A 17,368-nucleotide genomic window follows, 5' to 3' on the forward strand; every position below is an offset into this window, starting at 1 on the left:
TGCAATAGACGCACTAGTTTTGACTATTCGGAAAGGGAGCGAAATGTCTGTTTTTATGGTCGAAAGAAACCTTAAGGGTATCAGCATAGATGACTTGGGCGCTGCTCAAAAAGCCGCGATAGCAACTGCGCAAAAAATGACGGCAGATGGAGACAAGATCAGCTACGTTCGTTCAACATTTGCTCCCGAAGACGGGCGCTGCATGTGCTTGTTTGATGGTGAAAGCGCCGATCAAGTTCGTCGATTGAACGATACCGCTGGGCTTCCTTACGAAAAGGTCGTAGCCGCAATGGACCTTACCCCGTAACGGCTTGTAATATTGATTGCTTTTTGGGCCCTGAGTATATGCTCATGGGCCCTTGGCAATGGTTGAGCAGCTCGGCAGGGAGGTGCAGGTTCGTCCCGCAGATACTTGGTACACCGAGTTTTGCGGAAGCGCAGCATCATCTCCAATGCAGACTAGAACTCATCTCGTTTTAGCTTCTTCGAAAGACTAGCTCAGGCTCCCTGGAGTTCTGCTTACACAATGCGACCACAGACTGCCGGATGGATCACTTGGTCAACCTGCGCGACTGTTTGCATTGGACGCTGCAGTACAGAAGGGAACTCGGGCTAAGGCCTGCCCTCGCCATCCCAATACTCTTGATCAGGCCTTTGATATCCAGCCCCTTGATAGCTGTCATAGCTGCACACCCTCACAACAATAATTACAAAGAGTGCTATGAGGATTGCCCTGGCAGTTGGGGTTTGGAGCAAGTACTTCATTATTCATTTTTAATTTTGCGAGAGTGAAATGGCAAAGAAGTCCTGCGCCCCTTCATTCAGACCGCCAGTAGAACCGAACTAGACGAACGCGAAATTACACTGCTGAACAACGCGCTGAAGGTTTGCGAGGTGGCTTGGATATCGCTTGTTAGGCAACACCTGCTGATGACGGTGTTAACGGCGGCTTCGTCCACTTAGCAGACTCTAAAGGACTTGATCTGTTCGACCAGGAATGACAATTCAATACGTAACCAGTCTCACGTGGAAAATGTCAGATGAAAAATCTTCTTCTAACGTGCTGCTTTGGATTTGTTTTTCTTGGGTTCACCTCGCTTCCGTCGGCTGCCCAGCCTCGGTTAGGCTGGGCGTATCAGGTTGATGGGCTTGCCGCGTTTCAAGGGGATGCGGATTTGAGTGACGGCGGCAAGTTCTCTGCAAGTCGAGCGTTTCTACGTGCCACCGCACTTTACAATCTAGAAGGCGGAAGCTCCGTTGGGCTTTCCACCAGTTTTGGCAAGCTGGACTATAAATTCAGCCAATCGAACAACCAGCCATGGGAAAACATACGTGACCTTCGCGTAGCTGTTCCTGTTCGGTTTCGTGTGGGGGATACAACAACGGTTTTTGTATCGCCACAGATCAGGTGGGACTACCAAAGCGGGTCCTCCTCATCTGACGGTAGAACCTACGGTGTTTTTGCAGGTATTGCATGGCAACTGAACGAGCGCCTAACGATAGGCCCAGCCTTTGGTGCGTTTTCTGAATTTGACGAAAGCGGTACTGATTTTTTTCCGGCTCTGCTTATCGACTGGGACATAAATGACCGCTGGAATTTGAACACTGGCTCTGGTGTCGGAGCAACGCAAGGTCCCGGGTTGTCGCTGAGCTACGCTCTAAATGAGGCTATCGATCTTTCGTTAACCGCACGATCAGAGAGAATTCGTTTCAGGTTGGATGAGGATGGCCTCGCCCCGGATGGGGTGGGTGAAGATAAGAGTATCCCTGTGGTTCTTTCTCTTGGGTACAATCCGAATCCTGGAGTTTCATTGAGCGTATTTGCGGGAGCAGAATTTGATGGCCGCCTGACGTTAGATGATGCGAATGGAGTAGAAATCAGTCGGCAAAGCTATGACACTGCGCCGTTGGTTGGGCTGGCGTTTAGGGTCAGGTTCTAATCGCGGCATTGAGCCTGTTTGCCAGATGTGTGCGGAGGTTTTTTCGCGGCTGAGTTCATACTTCTGCTTTGTCCGCGCAACAGACATTCACTGAATTCTGCCGAACGTCTGCACCGAGCCCGAAGCAGACTCCAGATCACGACACCAAACCAACTCACGTTCAATAATTTGTCCGCGAGCCGAGATGGTCTGCAAGCTGATCAAAAACCAACCTGATCCTTCGCGCTGTTTGCAACTCAGAGTGGGTGGCCAACCAGATAGGAAATTTGAATGGCTCGCGTTCCGGCAGAACACGCTCCACACCGGGTGTAAGGGCCGCCACATCGTCTGACATGACACTAATTCCGAAGCCTTGGCGCACAAGCTCCCATGACACTATCCCGCTCTGCGATCCAATGCGGAAATTCTTGCGGGTTATTTCGATGCCAGCCGGATTGAGAAATCCAATCATCGTGTCAACATCGCCAAAGCTGACGAAATCCAACTTAGCAAGTTCGCCGTCATTTTGTGGCCGCCCAACTTGTTCGAGGTATGAAGGGGCAGCGTAAAAATGTGCTTTCGCTTCTGCCACGAGCTTTGCAATCAGGTCCGGTTGTGTTGGGCGCACATGCCGAATTGCAATATCTGCCTCGCGCCGCTGTATGTCGCGTATGTCATTTGCTGCGACAACGTCGATCTCAATCCGTGGTGCCGCGAGCCTGATCTGCTTAAGAATAGGCGGAAGCTGATAGGCTGACATCACGTCGGACGCAGTGATCCTGACCTGCCCTTCAATGGCTTGCGACTGGCTTGTCGCGGTCAGAGAAATCCTATTCGCTACATTTGCCATTTCACTGACATGCACCAAAAGCTCAGCACCGGCTGTTGTCAGATTAAGCGACTTGCCAACCCTTTCAAACAAGGTGACGCCAAGCGCCAGTTCTAGTGCGGCGACGTGCCGACCGACGGTTGGCTGGGTCTGCCCGAGCACGCGCGCCGCGGCGGTAAACGAGCCTTCTTCTGCCGTTGCAAGAAAGGACCGAGCCTGGTTCCAATCGAAATCGATAACCTTCCAATTCATGCATTAATGCATAACAGTTCTGCAATAACTGGCAATTTAATAAATCGGCATTTTAAAATACTGGCTGCGGTGACACCAAAAGAAAAGAGAAACGATATGGCTGCATTGTCCAAAGATGCCGCATTTTGGAGCAAGATTTCGCGCAAATATGCGGCTGATCCTATCCGAAATATGGAAGGGTATCAGAACACGCTCGCACGCACAAAGTCCTACCTGAATGCCGAAGACAGCGTGCTAGAAATCGGCTGTGGAACGGGGTCGACCGCGTTGCTACTGGCACCGCATGTGGCTCAAATAACTGCCTCCGATCTCGCACCGGGGATGATCGAAATCGCCAACGAGAAACTCGCTGAAGAAAAACTGGAGAATGTCACATTCAAAGTGGCCGAGGTTCTGCAGCACGATCTTGACAACGGCTCTTTCGACGCTGTCCTCTCACATAATCTACTGCACCTTGTTCCCGATCTGGGCCATGCACTCGAACACATTGCGACCCTTACAAAAACCGGTGGGGTATTCATTTCCAAAACCGTCTGCGCTCCGGAGAGTGGGGGGTTCAAATATGTTATGATCAGCCGAATAGCGATCCCGATTATGCAGTTGCTCGGGAAAGCTCCGTTCGTAAATTTTGTATCCGCAGCTGAACTCCAGCTCGCCGTTGAACTTGCGGGCTTCGATATCGTCGAGACAGCGGATCAAGCCGGGTTATTGCCGAGCCGGTACATTGTCGCGAGAAAGCTGTAAAAAAGTATTCGCGCCAAAATTACGGTGCATGCAAGGGACAGCTCGGGCCATCAAATGAGAATAATGATGAAAGATGGGATTTCATTTGCACGCCTTTCGGAAATCGATCCGAATGACATTGCGGTTCATATGTCCGATCCCCGGGTAGCAGAGCATATGCCGCTTTTGACGTTCAAATGGAATGTTGACGTCGCAAGAGAGTTTATCGCCAAGAAGGAAGGCTACTGGGCACGGGACGGCCTTGGACATTGGGCGTTTTTGTCAGGCAGTCGGTTTGTTGGTTGGGGGGGCTTTCAAAAAGAAGGTGACGAATGGGATTTTGGGTTGGTTTTGCGGCCCGATGCCTTTGGACTTGGGAAACGGATTTCCAAAATGGCAATCGATTTTGCGATCGCTGACAAACGTATCCCCTTTGTCACGTTTCTGTTGCCACCAAGTCGAAAAAATCTGGGTGCGCTCCGGAAACTCGGCGCCAAACACATCGGCGAGATCGAATACGAAGAGGCTCAGTTTCTCAAGTTTCGCCTGGATACGGAGTGAACTCCGTTCTTCCTGATTTTTCCCGGTGGTGCGCCATACACCCGTTTGAAGGCCTTGTTGAACGCAGGCTCTGACAAGTATCCGATGTCAGCGGCAATCTGCGAGATTGGTTGATCCGTGTACACCAACCTTTCGCTGGCCAGGTGCATACGCCACGTTGCAAGATACTGGATTGCTGGAATGCCTACCAACTCAGTAAACCGCGCCGCGAAAGCGGATCTGGACATACCAGCAACCTCCGCGAGAGACCCGACTGTCCAAGCCACAGCAGGCGTTCGGTGAATTGCGACTATCGTGCGCCCGATCTGCGGATCTCGCGCAGCTTTTAACCAGCCTCGATCCGCATCGGGTGCGCTGTTCAACCAACGACGAATGGCCTCAATGACAACCACATCGGCCAGTCGCGTGATCACGGTTTCGCCGCCCGGTCTCAATTCCCGCGCCTCTTTCGCTATGAATTGCAAAGTTGCCTGTAGCCAGCTTCCGGCATCCTCTTCCCACGGGTCGATTTTGAGTACATCCGGAAGCAAACCCATCAACATATCACTGGCGGCGTGATCGATCCGGACGAGGCCATACATGATGCCCGTCTCCGCTCCACCACCACCGTACTCCAGTGTTTCATAGAGTTCGGTCACCTTGCGAATGGGCAACTCTTCCAGCGTCAAAAGCGGCGCGTCTTCTGAGCTAAAGAAACCGACCGGTGCTCCGTTGGTCATCAAGACCAGATCGCCTTTTTCGACCTCGAATGGGTCATCGTCACCGACCCTCATCAAGCACCGCCCGTGTGTGATGACCGCAAAGCTCAGTACGCTGGGAAACCCTGGGATGGATACGCCCCATGGTGCTGTCATGCGAGACTGGCAATAGAATGTGCCAGTGAGTTTCAGAAGATGAAGGATTTCCCCCAGCGGATCGCCGATCGGCTTTGCCAGCGCATCTGGGTCAGGGACATGTGGTTCAACCTTGTTCATGTCGCGACTTTGGCTGAAATTTGGCTCTTCGTCTATCCATTTAGGACGATTGGATAAGAATACTGGATTCTGAAGAATAGAACATCTCTATTGATTGCCTAATTTCGGGCCATCAACTGAACTCATGGAGATGACCAATGATACAGCAAACCATTCTCGTACTTGGCGCAACAGGCAAAACGGGATCGCGGATCGCGACACGTCTGGAAGAAAAAGGCCAGACAGTCCGGCGCGCATCGCGGAACAGTGAAACGCCATTTGACTGGGAACAACCGCAGACCTGGCCCGCAATTCTGGAAGGCGTCTCGGCCGCCTATATTTCCTACTTTCCTGACATCGCATTCCCAGGCGCGGTTGAGCAAGTCGAAGCGTTCACAGCATTGGCGCGGAAAAAAGGATTACAGCGCCTAGTGTTGTTGACCGGACGTGGTGAGTTCCATGCGGAACGGGCCGAAGCGGTCGTTCGCAATTCTGGAGTGCCATTTACGATCGTTCGCGCCGCGTGGTTTGCACAGAACTTCTCTGAAGGGGCATTGCTTGGTCCAGTCATAGCAGGTGTCTTGCCAATGCCCGCAGGTGATGTGCGCGAACCGATCATCGACGTGGACGACATTGCCGATGTTGCCGTAGCCGCCCTGATCGAAGACGGACATATCGGTGAACTTTATGAAGTCACCGGCCCCCGTCTCATGACGTTTGCAGACATGGCCGCAGAGCTTTCGCACGCCATGGGCAGGACTGTGCGATACCTGCCAATTTCATTCGAAGACTTCCACGCGGAAATAGCCCATGCCAATGGCGAGATGATTGCTGATGTGATTACGGACATCGCGCGTGAAACGCTGGACGGGCGCAATGCGAACCTCGCCGACGGTGTCCAGCGTGCGCTTGGACGTACGCCACGCGACTTCGCCGACTTCGCACACAAAGCTGCAACCTCTGGCGCGTGGACCAGAGCCACTTGAGTCGGGTCAAAGGGCAATGGAGACGATCATGAAACTTGGACTTAAACGCAGACTTATATTGGGCATGTCCGGATTGACGGCATTCGCCATAGGTCTGGCCATCACTCTGGACCCACAGTCTTTCTACGCCAACTACGGCATCGTACTCTCGCCGCAGCCAAACCTGATGAGTGAGTTGCGTGCGCCTGCTGCTAATCTCGCAGTACTTGGCCTGATCATTTTGTGCGGAGCATTTTACCAAAAGTTGGTCCAGGCCTCAGCCTTGCTTGGGGCTACGGTTTTCTCAGCTTTCGCCGTGGGCAGGACAATCAGTTTCGTCCTCGACGGTTGGCCATCCGAAAACATTATTGCTGCATTTGCGATAGAGGTTTTGCTTGCGGTGTTGTGTTTGTGGGTTGTCGGTGGAAATGCGAAATCTGCAGCGTCGGCCCGAGACGGCTTTAGTCCGCAAAACTGTCATTTGGCGAATTTCACTGAATGACCGTTTTGCGGACTCAACTGCCATTCGCTCGAATGATTTAAGTGCCTGCTTTCCATTCAAGGCATTCAGGTTTCTTCGGCGGAGCGCGACTTGAGCCATGCCAAAACGTTGGTCACCGACTCATTGTTTTTGGTGGCTCGCGGCATGAGGACATAGAAGTCATTTCTGCCCGGATCCCAGGCGGCACCAATCTCGACTAAGCGTCTGGCTTCAATGTCATGAGCCACTAGAAACCGACTTACCAGGGCCACACCTTGCCCGGCAATAGCAGCATCGACCGCAAGAGACGTTTGGCTCAGATGGAGGTCACGAGGAGACTGGTACTCGACGCCTAAATGCGCAAGATAGCTGGGCCAAAGATCATGGGTGTCATGGATTTTTGGAAGTTTATTGAGGGTTTCTGGCTCAAGAAGACTATCGTCCTTGGTCGCAAATTTTGGCGCAGCTACCGCGATGAGCAATTGCTTGAACAGAAGGGTTACGTCTAGTGATGCGCCAAAGGGCGGCGATCCTTGGCGTACTGCAAGGTCAATCCCGTCGCTATGAAAGCTCGAGACTTTCTCAGTGGCCATGATCCGCAAATCAATATTCGGGTATGCTGCGGAAAAGTCGGGTAGGTTGGGGATCAGCCATTTTGCGGCGAAAGTCGGAGTGACGCTGATAAGGACTTTGTACGGCTCTGGGTTCAACTCGGCAGTTGCGGATCGAAGGTCTGCGAACACGTCAGCGATCCGCTTGTGATAGATGCGTCCGACCGATGTGAACCGCAGGCCCTTCGGTACCCGTTCAAACAAGGCCACATCAAGATGCGCTTCGAGTTGACGCACTTGTTGCGCCACGGCCCCTTGCGTGACGCCCAATTCATCAGCGGCGGCTCGGAAACTAAGGCGGCGGCCTGCTGCATCGAAAGAACGCAGACTGTTGAGTGGGGGAAGTTCAGTCATTTTGCAATAGTATTTCTACTGCCACGCAACATCAATTCTCAATCGCACTTTCTCAATAAGCCTATAATATGTAACCCAACCACAAAAGGACACTAGATATGACAGTAGAAAAAGTAGCTCTGATCACAGCAGGCGGTAGCGGCATGGGTGCGGATGCAGCCCGCAAATTGGCGGAAGACGGGTTCAAGGTTGGCATCCTGTCCTCGTCAGGCAAGGGTGAGGCGCTCGGCGCTGAACTCGGGGGCTTTGGCGTGACGGGCTCTAACCTTGACGGAGAAGCGCTCAACGCTTTGGTCGAAGGCGCGAAGGATCGTTGGGGCCGTATTGATGTCTTGGTGAACTCTGCTGGCCACGGACCGAAGGGTTCGATTCTCGAAATCAACGACGACGAATGGCATAAAGGGATGGAAGTGTACCTGATGAACGTGGTCCGCCCTACAAGGCTTGTCACGCCGACAATGCAGGCGCAGGGCGGCGGAGCAATCATCAACATCTCAACCTTTGCGGCCTTCGAACCCGACCCTCTCTTTCCAACGTCGGGGGTATTCCGGGCCGGGCTTGCAGCATTCACGAAGCTCTTTTCGGACAAACACGCGTCAGAGAACATTCGCATGAACAACGTCCTTCCGGGCTTCATCGATAGCCTGCCCGAAACCGAAGACCGCAAATCGCGTATTCCCATGGGGCGTTACGGTTTCGCGTCAGAGGTGTCTTCTCTCATTTCATGGCTCGCCTCGGAAGATGGTGGCTACATGACGGGACAAAACCTGCGTATCGACGGAGGTTTGACCCGTGCAGTCTGATGCCTTGGACTTTGTATTGCCGCGCGAGCGCCTTGTCTTCACGGTCAAGTGGGGCGCATCTGCTGTTCAGATCATGGGATACACCGCAACGGGGTTTGGCTGGACACCTTGGAACCTTTACATGTTTCTTATCGGCGTCGTTGGTTGGTTCGCCGTTGGCGCACTGTGGAATGAAAAGGCACTCATGCTTGTCCATCTTGTCGCGCTAGGGGCAATGATTGCTGGTATGGCAAGCAGCTAAAAGGCAAGAGCAGCCATACGGTGCTGTGCAGTATCGGGGAGGTATGGGCGCGAAGCCGTCATCGAAACAGTTCGGTCGAATGACTGCTTTGCCTTGGCACTGGTCGGCGCCGAGTCAGTTGATCAATTTCTGCAGCTTCTTATCTGCCCCTCCAACACATAGTCAGATGCCAGCGCGCGCAGCGGCTCCAGAATGGCCAGTATTTCATCGGTGAAGGGGACAAGATGGACCTGCCCGCCTTTCATACGCTCCGCAGGTATGGTCCATAGATGCGCATCTACGTCGACCTCGGGCCATTTCATCTCCAACACTTCTGAAGTGCGGCAGGCGGTAAGAATGGTGAACTGCAGAGCTTTGGCGGCCATGGCTGAACGGGTCTGCGACTCGGCATAGAACGCCGGCACCTCTTGCCACGGCATAGCATCGTGGTGCTGAACATTGGCTTTGACGGTAGGCAGCACCTTGCCTTCGCGGATCGCGGTCACCGGGTTCTCGCCAGAGCGGAAGCCCTTAGACTTTGCCACGTCGAGCACCGTCTTGATCCGCTGAGACAGTCGCTTTGCAGTTTCGTGTTTCTCAGTCAAGATGGGCGACAGGCACATCAGCACTTCGGGCCAATCGACGCTATCCACGGGCATGCGGCCGATCTTTGGAAACGCATAGTCACGGAAAGTATTGAGCCATTGCTGGCCATGCTTGGCGTTCTTCCATGTGGGCGGGCGTTCGATGTGGATCTGGCGGCTGAGTTCTTCGAAGGTCGGGATTTCACGCTGAGCATTGAAACTCGGGTTCAACCCGCTTTCGCCATCCGCCGGTATCCGAGCGCCCTCTTGCGCGCCTGGTTCAATGTGACCAAATCCGAGTCGCCCAAACCGAAATCTGTGCGTAGGGGAGAGCCCTTGCGGTTCTTTTGTGCCTTAGCCGTTACGCGCACGATCCAGCGCCGCGCTCCAGATGGATCAACAACGAGGTACTGGCCAAAGCCGTCACCATGCCGACCCGGACCGAGATTCTCTACCAGCTTCTTTGTCAGCTTCCCGCCGAGCGCAGCTTTGACAATACCGCAAAATATACCACTCAATGAAAGTACACGGGTATGATCGGATAAAATCCAACGAAACCCACCAAACCGGCTGCAGCCATAAAACACAGAGGCTTAAGCAACCTAATGTGTCTCATCGAAATTTTGGAAAATCACTGTGGAACGTCACTGATATTTGACTCAAACGACAGCCAAAACCTCAATGAATCTGCAAATCGTGTCACGCAATTCTGACCCAAACGTCAAGCATTCCTGACCCAATCTGAATAGCGGTCCTTCATCAACGCTGCGGCTAAGGTCTCAATAGAGCCCAAACCTACCAAGTTGTTGCATCGTAGCGAACGTCGGCTGAAGAGTGCCGACTACCACAAGGATGGTGGAGCTCAGACGAGGCTGCTTACATAATTGAACAAGATCATCGCTTCATCAAACGTCGCATCAGGCCCATGTTAGGTTTTTAATCTTTCTCATCAGCTGAATCTGCCCTGGCCGGCATCGAATTAGTCAACATGATCCGCAAAGGTCAATTCACACCCGGAATCTCTCCGTTTCAGCAGTTTGCTCAACTGGCAAGTAAATAGATCCGCCCGCGCAATCTCTTCGACCTTCAAAGGAACCTGCGACAGAACCGTCTTTTGAGCCGATGTTTCCAGGCTTATCATTGTCAGAACAAGTCAAAGCGAACCGGGTTTTGCGCCCAATAGACACGGGCTGCCAACAGCAATCTTTCCTTCGGATCAATTGTTGCCGCAAATGGAACGGGCACGCCGAACTTTGCACTGACATTCTCCAGTGCAAGCTGGGTTGCGGGCCCAATCAGGCCGTCCACTGCTATGTTTTCGCCCAGTTCGTTCAAAGCCATCTGCAAAGAACGGTCCAAATCCACCCGTGAAATCTGTTCCAGCTGTGCCCTGGCCTGAGCCGAGGCTTCTTCATTGGGCAATAGAGCGGCCTTGGCAGCGCGTAGTGCTGCGTCAGCAGGTCCGCGTTTGGCCACTTGCCCATCTAAGATGATATATGCACCGTTCGCGCCACCCCAGGCATCGCCACGCGCAAGTGATTTGTCATACCACTCCAGCGCTTCGGTTCGAGATCTGCCCTGCAACTGATCGTTGAGGATCATTCGGGCGATGCTGGCTGGTGCGGTCGGGTGGCCGCCCTCTGCCGCAGCCAGAAAATAACCTTCGGCTTTGTTGAAATCGACTGGATTGCCGCCAAGCCCGAATAACGACACATAGGCAAGGTTATCATAACCATAGATGTCCTTGCGCAACTCAGATGCGCGAAGGTATCTCATTCCGCGTTCAGGGATGTAGTGGTCGGAGTTGTCGCGCAGAAAGTACAGCCCAAGTTCGTTCATCGAAAATGTATGACCGAGTTCGACGGAGCGTTCCAGAAGTTCAAATCCGCGCTTTTTTTCGTTTTCTGTTTCTCCATTCCGTAGCAGTTGCTTGCCGAGGCTGTGCATCGCGTAGGGGTCCTGTGCGGTGGTCGCGTCCTCTAGCAGCGCACGTGCTTTTTTGGGGTCATAAGGTGTTTTGGTTACGGCACGATCAATGCGATCAGTATACAGCAGAGTTGCAAGTGCATATTTTGCGCGGATATGGCCACCGTCGGCCGCCGCTGAAATGTTGCCGAACGCGTCTGACACCTGACCCGCAGCCTGCTGTACGCGTCCGAGTTGATAGAGAAACCGCATGTTGCCGGGGTAATCCTCAACCGCTTGTGTGCAGGCCGCCAGAGCGGTGGCGAGGTCCAGTTCATTTGGAAGGCGAAAGACGCCAACCCCGTTCAGATCCAGTGCATCTCCGGCTTCTAGATCGCAGGTATTCAATTCCAGTTCTAAAGAAACTTCCACCAGATGTTTCTTTTGATCCGCCGTAACTGCTTCAACCGAAAAAGTGTCGCTGAAATCGGTATCTACCAACTCGTTGGCCCGCGCGTCCGTTATTTCCGGTGAGTATGTAAGGCTGCCACTCGATGACTGACCGTTTGTTGTGACGACGCCGCGCCGTGGATTGCCGACAAGACGCAGGCTGAGAACTTCATCCCCGAGTTTCTGTTCCAAGGCTTCGGATATTTGGACGTTTTTGTCGAATTGCTGGCTCAGGTTCATAGACTTGGGCTCAGTTTCCAGCACAGGTTCTACATCTGATTCCGTCTGCTGTTGCGCCAGATAGAAAGGACGCACAAGTGTCGAGCTTTCCCACGGGATTTGTTTGCCCGCTGTTGACTGGTGAACCTTTTCACGAATGATGGGAAACAGTTGTTGAATGTTCTCGAAAGGCGAGGATTGTGCGGTTTGCAGAACGGCCGCGGTATAGGGGCTGTTCTGACCCTCGGCACCATCACTAGCCGCCGCACCGGGGGAGGTAGAATAGGCGACCAACGAGTTCAACGGGGTTTTGAAAACGTCAAACCCTTCGCGGGTTTCGAACAGGTTGGCATCCAGATCAGCCGCCAGCCTCAGGTCCTGGAAAGGATTGTCACGACATGAATCGAGGATCGCCACATGCGCAGAGCTTCGTGCCGACAGGGCGTCAATCACGCGGTCCAGCGTCATGGTTGCTAAAGGCACATCGTATATACTTTCAAATTTTGCATCCACGGGCAGTAAATAGTTCCGGCGGCCGATCTGAATGCCGTGACCCGCGTAATAAAACAAAACGTCAGCTGAATCAGGAATATTCAAAATCGCAGTTCTAATAAGTTCTTCAAACTTGCGTTTGCTCAGGTCATAGCCGTCATACACCCGAAAATCGAAGCCACGCAGCATATCAGCAATATCCTGCGCGTCCTTACGAGCGTTCGTGAGGTCTCCGACATTTGTGTAGTCTTGGTTGCCAATCACGATGGCCACGCGGGCCGAGGATATTTCTTCTTGGCTATTTGCGGCGTCCGTTTGCGCCAGCGCCATCTGGGTGGTTAGGAGCACGACCGGCACCCCGGCCAAAACCTGACCGAGTTTACCTTTTATCTCACGCAGAAACATTAAACGATCCTTTCAGATCAAACTCAGCCCCAGCTTCCGCCACCGCCTCCGCCAGCGCCACCGCCTCCGCCAGCGCCACCGCCTCCGCCACCGCTATTGCCTCCGCCATCGCCGCCCCCTCCTTCGTTGTCTTCGCCCGAGACAGGCGTGCTTCGGCTGACAGAAGTGGTTGTTGATGACGCAGGAACCGAAGCTTGCGCGGCAGCTGGCTGCTGCTCTGGAACCGGCGCATCCGGGACCTCTGACTGCGACCACGGCGTGCTACATCCGGCAACGGCAACAGAACAAACAACTAAAGTACAAATGGTTGAAATACGCATTCACGCCTCCTCAACAAAGTTCAAAACCTTTAGGACGGTACTGGAATACTTGGCACTGCGAAGTGTAGCGTAAATAAACTAGTTTACACAGGTAAAAGAATCTTCATGTGCGCCGTAGGGGCGGCCGGAAGCGGGTTCTGGGCACCGGAAGGCCACTGGTTCTGCCGGATGGCCCGAACCAGTGGTGGAGCCTGGAATTCGTTTCCGACGCTTTGACCGATGGTCGCCGGTTCCGCATTCTGGCCGTGATGGATGACAATGCACGCGAGAACCCAGTTCCGCTGGCTGGCACGCCCCATACATGCTTGCGTGTCACGCGGGAGCTTGATCGGCTGATTTCGGAGCGTAGTCAAACTGGCACCATTGCCTCTGACAACGTCCTATTTGCAGAATGAATGGCTGATTTGGCATCAGGTCATAGTCATGCTGAAGCGTTCCAGCACGGTCGAATGTGTGTCAGTTCGGCGTTTTGGTCAACAATATGTCTCTCCTATATTATACATAGAGTACGCTTTTGCGGCTCTCACCGTCCTTAAGCCGAAATCTGCGGGTCGTTGAGCAGAAGGCCTGAACACTATCTGAGAGGTCGAATGCTCGCCTCTACGGCCCTTCCAGAGAAAGGTCCTTCTGCTGTCGATCATCCCTCAAAGAAGGGACGTTAGGGTTCGCCGCGTTTGATGGCCTCGTGTGCCGCGCGGGCTATTTTTGCAGCGATTGCGGTATACGCCTTGCGGCGCAAATGGGTGTTCTGCCGATCCTTAGCGGTGTAACGCTCGAATTCGTCGCGGAAGCTATTGGTCTTTTGCATGATTGCCACCTGACCAGCCATCCAGAGTGTCCGTCGTAGCTGGGCATTGCCATATTTGGGCAGCTTGCTATGGCCTATGAATGTGCCGGATTGGATGGTTGCGAGGTCCATGCCACAGAACTTCAGAAATTGGCGGTGATGCTGAAAGCGGCGCAGATCGCCAGCCTCTACCAGGATGGTCAGCACATTGATCGGCCCGATCCCTGGGATAGATGTCAGCTGCTGATAGCCGTCGTTGGTCTTGAGCAGTTCAACGGCGCGACCCTCAATCTCGATACGATGAGCAATCAGGTTACGTCCTTCGCCCAACACCAACCGAAACATCCACGCGGCATCTGAGTCCGGTTCAATGGGCAAACCCACAGATGACTTAGCTGTTCGGTAACTATCTGCAAGAAAGCGTTCTTTTAAGACTTTGCAACCTACAACCTGCCAGGCGTCAGCGAATAATGCCTCACTGGTGGCGGTGTTTCTTGCACACTACGCTTCAGCATGAATTTAATGAACATGGTACGTGATGACAGGTTCCCCGCTTTGTCACTCCCGTTTTCAAGCGTAGACAAGCGGCACTCACGATATTTGGTTGGCCTTAACTGCCCGGGCCAAGAGAACAGGTCAGGTTGCCACCATACCACCCGGCAAACACGCCGCGCGAACGTTGGCCTTTGAGTTTTCTTTTCAAAAGCAATCCAGCTTGGGTGTTGGGATAGTTGCGAAGATAGGCCTCCGCCCAAGCAAGGTTGTGGTACCTATCGCTTCGCGTAGTCCAGAAAAATGTATCTTGGGGACCGCTTAAGCCAACTGGGTTATTCGGCGCAGCTGATGACTGAACAAGCCATACCAATGCTCCATGGATATCTGTCTGACGGCTCTTATGTCGAAAGCCTTTTCCACCGCCACGCCGCGATGCATCCATCGCAAGCACGAGGTACCCGTATGTGATAAACGTGTAGTGTAGTTGCCGCTTGGCCGGACGTTTGTTGCGAGCTTGGTCAAATGTACCGGCCAAAGGGGCATTCGGGCGCATTTGCCGCGCTAGATATGCTAGATCTCTTTCACCTTTTTTGAACGCTTTTCGATTACCTGTTTCTGCACCCCATGCCAAAAGCCCAGCCGCACGGGCGGCATGGCCTTCTTTGCCGTACATCTGCTCGAAACCGCCTACTGAGCCTGCCCTTGCTGCAAGTCGATCCCCCCAGTCTGCAATTGCGACAATTCTTGGGTCATTTTTTCCCAGAATTGCGCTTAGTGAGCTGTAAACCATCGACAAGTTGAGCAGGATGTTCGCTTGCCACCAGGCTGCGTCTATCTTCACGCCATCGAACAAGCCTTGTTTTTCGAATGATCTGGCCTGAGCGGCGGCTGCAAGTTGATCGGCGATCTGGCTGGCGTCCGCCTTGGATCCGGTACGAAGTAGATGGGAATTTGCTGCGCCGAGCTCATTCATGAAAACAGCGGGAGGTCGGTCTTTGCCGGATGCTGTTTTGAAGGGTTGAGTGATTGGTGCGGTTGTGAATTTGGAAGGCTTACGTTCCGGGCACCAGGCATTTCGGTAGGAACTATTCGCAGAGAAGAATTCCAGTCTTTTTTGGGCGTTTGCGAAATCGGCCGCCACGGGTTTTGCCCCTAAAATCCCGATACAACATATTAAAATTAAAACGAAAAATAACCGCATATCACCAATATCCCACTAGAATACTTATCACTGATGCTAGTGAGATGTTCGGGAATCGGTCAAGCACCAGTCTTGAATTACGAACCTTCCGCAAAACTGTAACTGGTACATTTCGGAATTAGGGTTTGGGAACCTCAACTATGAACGAACGCTTCCAAATTGTTGTGTCGTTCCAAAGAGGGCTGGTTTTGGGAACATTCGGGCCTTGAAAATTTCCGAAATCCTGATTGCCGCTGCTGTTATCAGGACTACCTCGCTTCCAATTGGAAAAACTCATGGGCTCACCATTTGCCCATCTCCAACCACCATCAGGCTCCGCGCCTTCAGGGTCTTGCACCAAACCAATCAATGGTCCCAGAGCGAGGTTTCCTTCGAACGCCCAGTGTCCATCATCTTGCAGCGTCAGTTGATACACAAAGTCGTTTTCTTCTTCGTCAGTGATGGTAACGAGGTGTCCGCCCAAGGCTTCGGAAACCTTTTCAAGAATCTCAAATTCTGCGCCCCACGTTCTGATTACGTAGTACGTCGAACCCCCGTATTCGCCGACGGTCACCAAATCAAAAAAATCAAGCAGTTCTTCGCGAGATGGGTTTAAGGTCAAAAAATCCTCTAGGTATTCGGGGTCAAAGTTTTTTGCCTCGTCGGATTTGTTTGACAGAAGGGCAAACACTGAGAAGCCAACAGATATTAAGACAACCCCGAATAAGAGGGGCAAAAAGTACTGCCCACGAACCCAAGCCTGAAGTCGTCGCGCGGCTTTCTCGTAGGTTGGCAGGGTGGCCTCACCTACTTTGTACACCTTCAATGGTTGATCAAGGTTTTTGACAAAATGCTCGCCGATTTTTGTGAAGCGGTAATCCAAGCTTCCTTTGACTTGCTCAATAACGTTTTCGGCTAAACAGATTCCACCGGGTTCCGAAATCGTCTCAAGCCTGGATGCTACATTCACTCCGTGACCCAACAAATCACCGTTGGGTTGCTGAACGACCTCTCCAATATTGATACCGATCCGGTACCTCATGCGGTCGCTTGTTCTAAGCTGAGCATTGTTAGCATTGTGTTGTTCTTGAATGGAAATAGCGGCTTCCACCGCGCCGGTGGGATTGTCAAAACACGCCAGCACGCTATCGCCTGCCGTGTTTGCGATCCTGCCTCCGTAAGACTTGATAATCGGATCCATAATCGAACGAAGCTCTGCGAGACGATGTAGGGTAGCCTCTTCATCCTCAGAAACTAGTTTCGTAAACCCAGCAACATCTGCCGCCAATATCGTCAATAGTCGCTTTGAGTTTTTGTACACATCAAACTCGCAAAAATACTCACATGATGTTCGAAGTAGGACATTTCAAAGTATGCTGGCAGATTTTGGATGCTGTATCAACAAGTGGTGATGGCGCTGCCCGCTTAGCTTATTTTCAAGCGAAATGATTTCATTTGTCAGAGAATGTAGCCAAGCCTACGGGAAAACGTCTCTAAAACTCAGAGAATGCTATTTCTTGACTAATATAACACCATCCAAAGTTATTGTTTGTTGATTGTCCGGAACAATAGCAGACTTTGGTAGCCATACCGCGAACGTCAGCTTTGTCCGCAAAGTGGCCGCTCACGAAGTTTCGACGAACGACCGCCCTGAGCCCCCAGCCGACTTGCCAATTTCTCGCTGAGCGCGTTCGCAGCACGAAAATCGCTGCAAGTGCGCTGTCTTCGGTACTGCAACGCGACGAAGATATCCGCCGTTCGTGAGCGGTGCTGAGAAATTTGGAGGCCAAAGATCAAGTTGCGGGACACATTAGACTTTCGCGACTGCACAAGGCGTGACTGCTTAGCGCCTGTCTTCGA

At 52.6% G+C, this 17,368-nt stretch carries 18 protein-coding genes and 2 pseudogenes; 10 read left to right on the forward strand and 10 right to left on the reverse strand.

Going from position 1 to position 17,368, the window contains the following annotated elements:
- The first annotated feature begins 43 nt into the window (after positions 1 to 43).
- Both AC2FJ6_RS17375 and AC2FJ6_RS17380 read left to right on the forward strand, forming a co-directional pair.
- Positions 44 to 307 carry a DUF4242 domain-containing protein gene (locus AC2FJ6_RS17375; protein ID WP_170773675.1) on the forward strand — a complete coding sequence of 88 codons (264 nt, stop codon included), beginning with the start codon at positions 44 to 46 and terminating at the stop codon, positions 305 to 307.
- A 733-nt stretch (positions 308 to 1,040) separates the two neighbouring features.
- Complete coding sequence (locus tag AC2FJ6_RS17380; protein WP_170773673.1) at positions 1,041 to 1,940, forward strand: hypothetical protein; 900 nt, start codon at positions 1,041 to 1,043, stop codon at positions 1,938 to 1,940.
- A gap of 160 nt (positions 1,941 to 2,100) precedes the next feature.
- On the opposite strand, the gene AC2FJ6_RS17385 is transcribed toward AC2FJ6_RS17380, so the two are convergent.
- A complete protein-coding gene (locus AC2FJ6_RS17385; protein ID WP_170774063.1) occupies positions 2,101 to 3,000 on the reverse strand; it encodes a LysR family transcriptional regulator in 900 nt (299 codons plus the stop codon).
- Between the two features lie 96 nt (positions 3,001 to 3,096).
- Between AC2FJ6_RS17385 and AC2FJ6_RS17390 the strand changes: the two genes are divergently transcribed.
- Both AC2FJ6_RS17390 and AC2FJ6_RS17395 read left to right on the forward strand, forming a co-directional pair.
- Complete coding sequence (locus AC2FJ6_RS17390) at positions 3,097 to 3,744, forward strand: class I SAM-dependent methyltransferase (protein ID WP_496669602.1); 648 nt, start codon at positions 3,097 to 3,099, stop codon at positions 3,742 to 3,744.
- Between the two features lie 66 nt (positions 3,745 to 3,810).
- On the forward strand, positions 3,811 to 4,284 hold the full coding sequence (locus tag AC2FJ6_RS17395) for a GNAT family N-acetyltransferase (protein ID WP_170774061.1): 474 nt from the start codon (positions 3,811 to 3,813) through the stop codon (positions 4,282 to 4,284).
- On the opposite strand, the gene AC2FJ6_RS17400 is transcribed toward AC2FJ6_RS17395, so the two are convergent.
- Positions 4,251 to 5,258, reverse strand: a complete 1,008-nt coding sequence (locus AC2FJ6_RS17400) for an AraC family transcriptional regulator (RefSeq protein WP_170774059.1) — start codon at positions 5,256 to 5,258, stop codon at positions 4,251 to 4,253. The two genes, AC2FJ6_RS17395 and AC2FJ6_RS17400, sit on opposite strands and share 34 nt — an antisense overlap.
- 137 nt (positions 5,259 to 5,395) lie before the next feature.
- Here AC2FJ6_RS17400 and AC2FJ6_RS17405 point away from each other — a divergent pair, with 137 nt between their 5' ends.
- Both AC2FJ6_RS17405 and AC2FJ6_RS17410 read left to right on the forward strand, forming a co-directional pair.
- The gene (locus AC2FJ6_RS17405) at positions 5,396 to 6,223 is read left to right on the forward strand and encodes a Rossmann-fold NAD(P)-binding domain-containing protein (protein ID WP_170774057.1); all 828 of its coding nucleotides are present in this window, start codon (positions 5,396 to 5,398) and stop codon (positions 6,221 to 6,223) included.
- Positions 6,224 to 6,251: 28 nt separating this feature from the next.
- Positions 6,252 to 6,704, forward strand: coding sequence for a DUF4345 domain-containing protein (locus tag AC2FJ6_RS17410; RefSeq protein WP_170774055.1), 453 nt, complete (start codon positions 6,252 to 6,254; stop codon positions 6,702 to 6,704).
- Positions 6,705 to 6,769: 65 nt separating this feature from the next.
- Here the strand turns inward: AC2FJ6_RS17410 and AC2FJ6_RS17415 are convergent, their stop codons facing one another.
- The gene (locus tag AC2FJ6_RS17415) at positions 6,770 to 7,648 is read right to left on the reverse strand and encodes a LysR substrate-binding domain-containing protein (RefSeq protein ID WP_170774053.1); all 879 of its coding nucleotides are present in this window, start codon (positions 7,646 to 7,648) and stop codon (positions 6,770 to 6,772) included.
- A gap of 98 nt (positions 7,649 to 7,746) precedes the next feature.
- On the opposite strand from AC2FJ6_RS17415, the gene AC2FJ6_RS17420 reads away from it, so the two are divergent.
- Positions 7,747 to 8,451 (forward strand): SDR family oxidoreductase, encoded by a 705-nt coding sequence (locus tag AC2FJ6_RS17420; protein WP_170774045.1) that lies wholly within the window; start codon positions 7,747 to 7,749, stop codon positions 8,449 to 8,451.
- Positions 8,441 to 8,692, forward strand: a complete 252-nt coding sequence (locus AC2FJ6_RS17425; protein WP_170774043.1) for a DUF6552 family protein — start codon at positions 8,441 to 8,443, stop codon at positions 8,690 to 8,692. Before AC2FJ6_RS17420 ends, AC2FJ6_RS17425 begins: the two co-directional genes overlap by 11 nt.
- A gap of 122 nt (positions 8,693 to 8,814) precedes the next feature.
- Here the strand turns inward: AC2FJ6_RS17425 and AC2FJ6_RS17430 are convergent, their stop codons facing one another.
- Complete coding sequence (locus AC2FJ6_RS17430; RefSeq protein WP_237217492.1) at positions 8,815 to 9,486, reverse strand: tyrosine-type recombinase/integrase; 672 nt, start codon at positions 9,484 to 9,486, stop codon at positions 8,815 to 8,817.
- Positions 9,483 to 9,842 (reverse strand): Arm DNA-binding domain-containing protein, encoded by a 360-nt coding sequence (locus AC2FJ6_RS17435; protein ID WP_331252128.1) that lies wholly within the window; start codon positions 9,840 to 9,842, stop codon positions 9,483 to 9,485. The genes AC2FJ6_RS17430 and AC2FJ6_RS17435 overlap by 4 nt, the downstream gene beginning before the upstream one ends.
- A gap of 293 nt (positions 9,843 to 10,135) precedes the next feature.
- Here AC2FJ6_RS17435 and AC2FJ6_RS17440 point away from each other — a divergent pair.
- Positions 10,136 to 10,315 (forward strand): annotated as a pseudogene (locus AC2FJ6_RS17440) (DDE-type integrase/transposase/recombinase); the annotation flags it as partial.
- Positions 10,316 to 10,398: 83 nt separating this feature from the next.
- Here AC2FJ6_RS17440 and AC2FJ6_RS17445 read toward each other — a convergent pair.
- Both AC2FJ6_RS17445 and AC2FJ6_RS17450 read right to left on the reverse strand, forming a co-directional pair.
- Positions 10,399 to 12,726: a caspase family protein gene (locus tag AC2FJ6_RS17445; RefSeq protein WP_170774041.1), complete on the reverse strand. Its 2,328-nt coding sequence runs from the start codon at positions 12,724 to 12,726 to the stop codon at positions 10,399 to 10,401.
- A complete protein-coding gene (locus AC2FJ6_RS17450) occupies positions 12,713 to 12,958 on the reverse strand; it encodes a hypothetical protein (protein ID WP_496669604.1) in 246 nt (81 codons plus the stop codon). Before AC2FJ6_RS17450 ends, AC2FJ6_RS17445 begins: the two co-directional genes overlap by 14 nt.
- A 195-nt stretch (positions 12,959 to 13,153) precedes the next feature.
- Between AC2FJ6_RS17450 and AC2FJ6_RS17455 the strand changes: the two genes are divergently transcribed.
- Positions 13,154 to 13,441, forward strand: a complete 288-nt coding sequence (locus tag AC2FJ6_RS17455; RefSeq protein WP_170774037.1) for a hypothetical protein — start codon at positions 13,154 to 13,156, stop codon at positions 13,439 to 13,441.
- A gap of 263 nt (positions 13,442 to 13,704) precedes the next feature.
- Here the strand turns inward: AC2FJ6_RS17455 and AC2FJ6_RS17460 are convergent.
- The 3 genes and pseudogenes from AC2FJ6_RS17460 to AC2FJ6_RS17470 all read right to left on the reverse strand — a co-directional run.
- Positions 13,705 to 14,292: pseudogene (locus AC2FJ6_RS17460) on the reverse strand (transposase); the annotation flags it as partial.
- A 151-nt stretch (positions 14,293 to 14,443) separates the two neighbouring features.
- Positions 14,444 to 15,529: a hypothetical protein gene (locus AC2FJ6_RS17465; RefSeq protein ID WP_170774035.1), complete on the reverse strand. Its 1,086-nt coding sequence runs from the start codon at positions 15,527 to 15,529 to the stop codon at positions 14,444 to 14,446.
- Between the two features lie 118 nt (positions 15,530 to 15,647).
- Positions 15,648 to 16,829: an adenylate/guanylate cyclase domain-containing protein gene (locus tag AC2FJ6_RS17470; RefSeq protein ID WP_170774032.1), complete on the reverse strand. Its 1,182-nt coding sequence runs from the start codon at positions 16,827 to 16,829 to the stop codon at positions 15,648 to 15,650.
- Between the last annotated feature and the right edge of the window lie 539 nt (positions 16,830 to 17,368).

The sequence above is a fragment of the Ruegeria sp. CDSA089 genome (assembly GCF_059612205.1).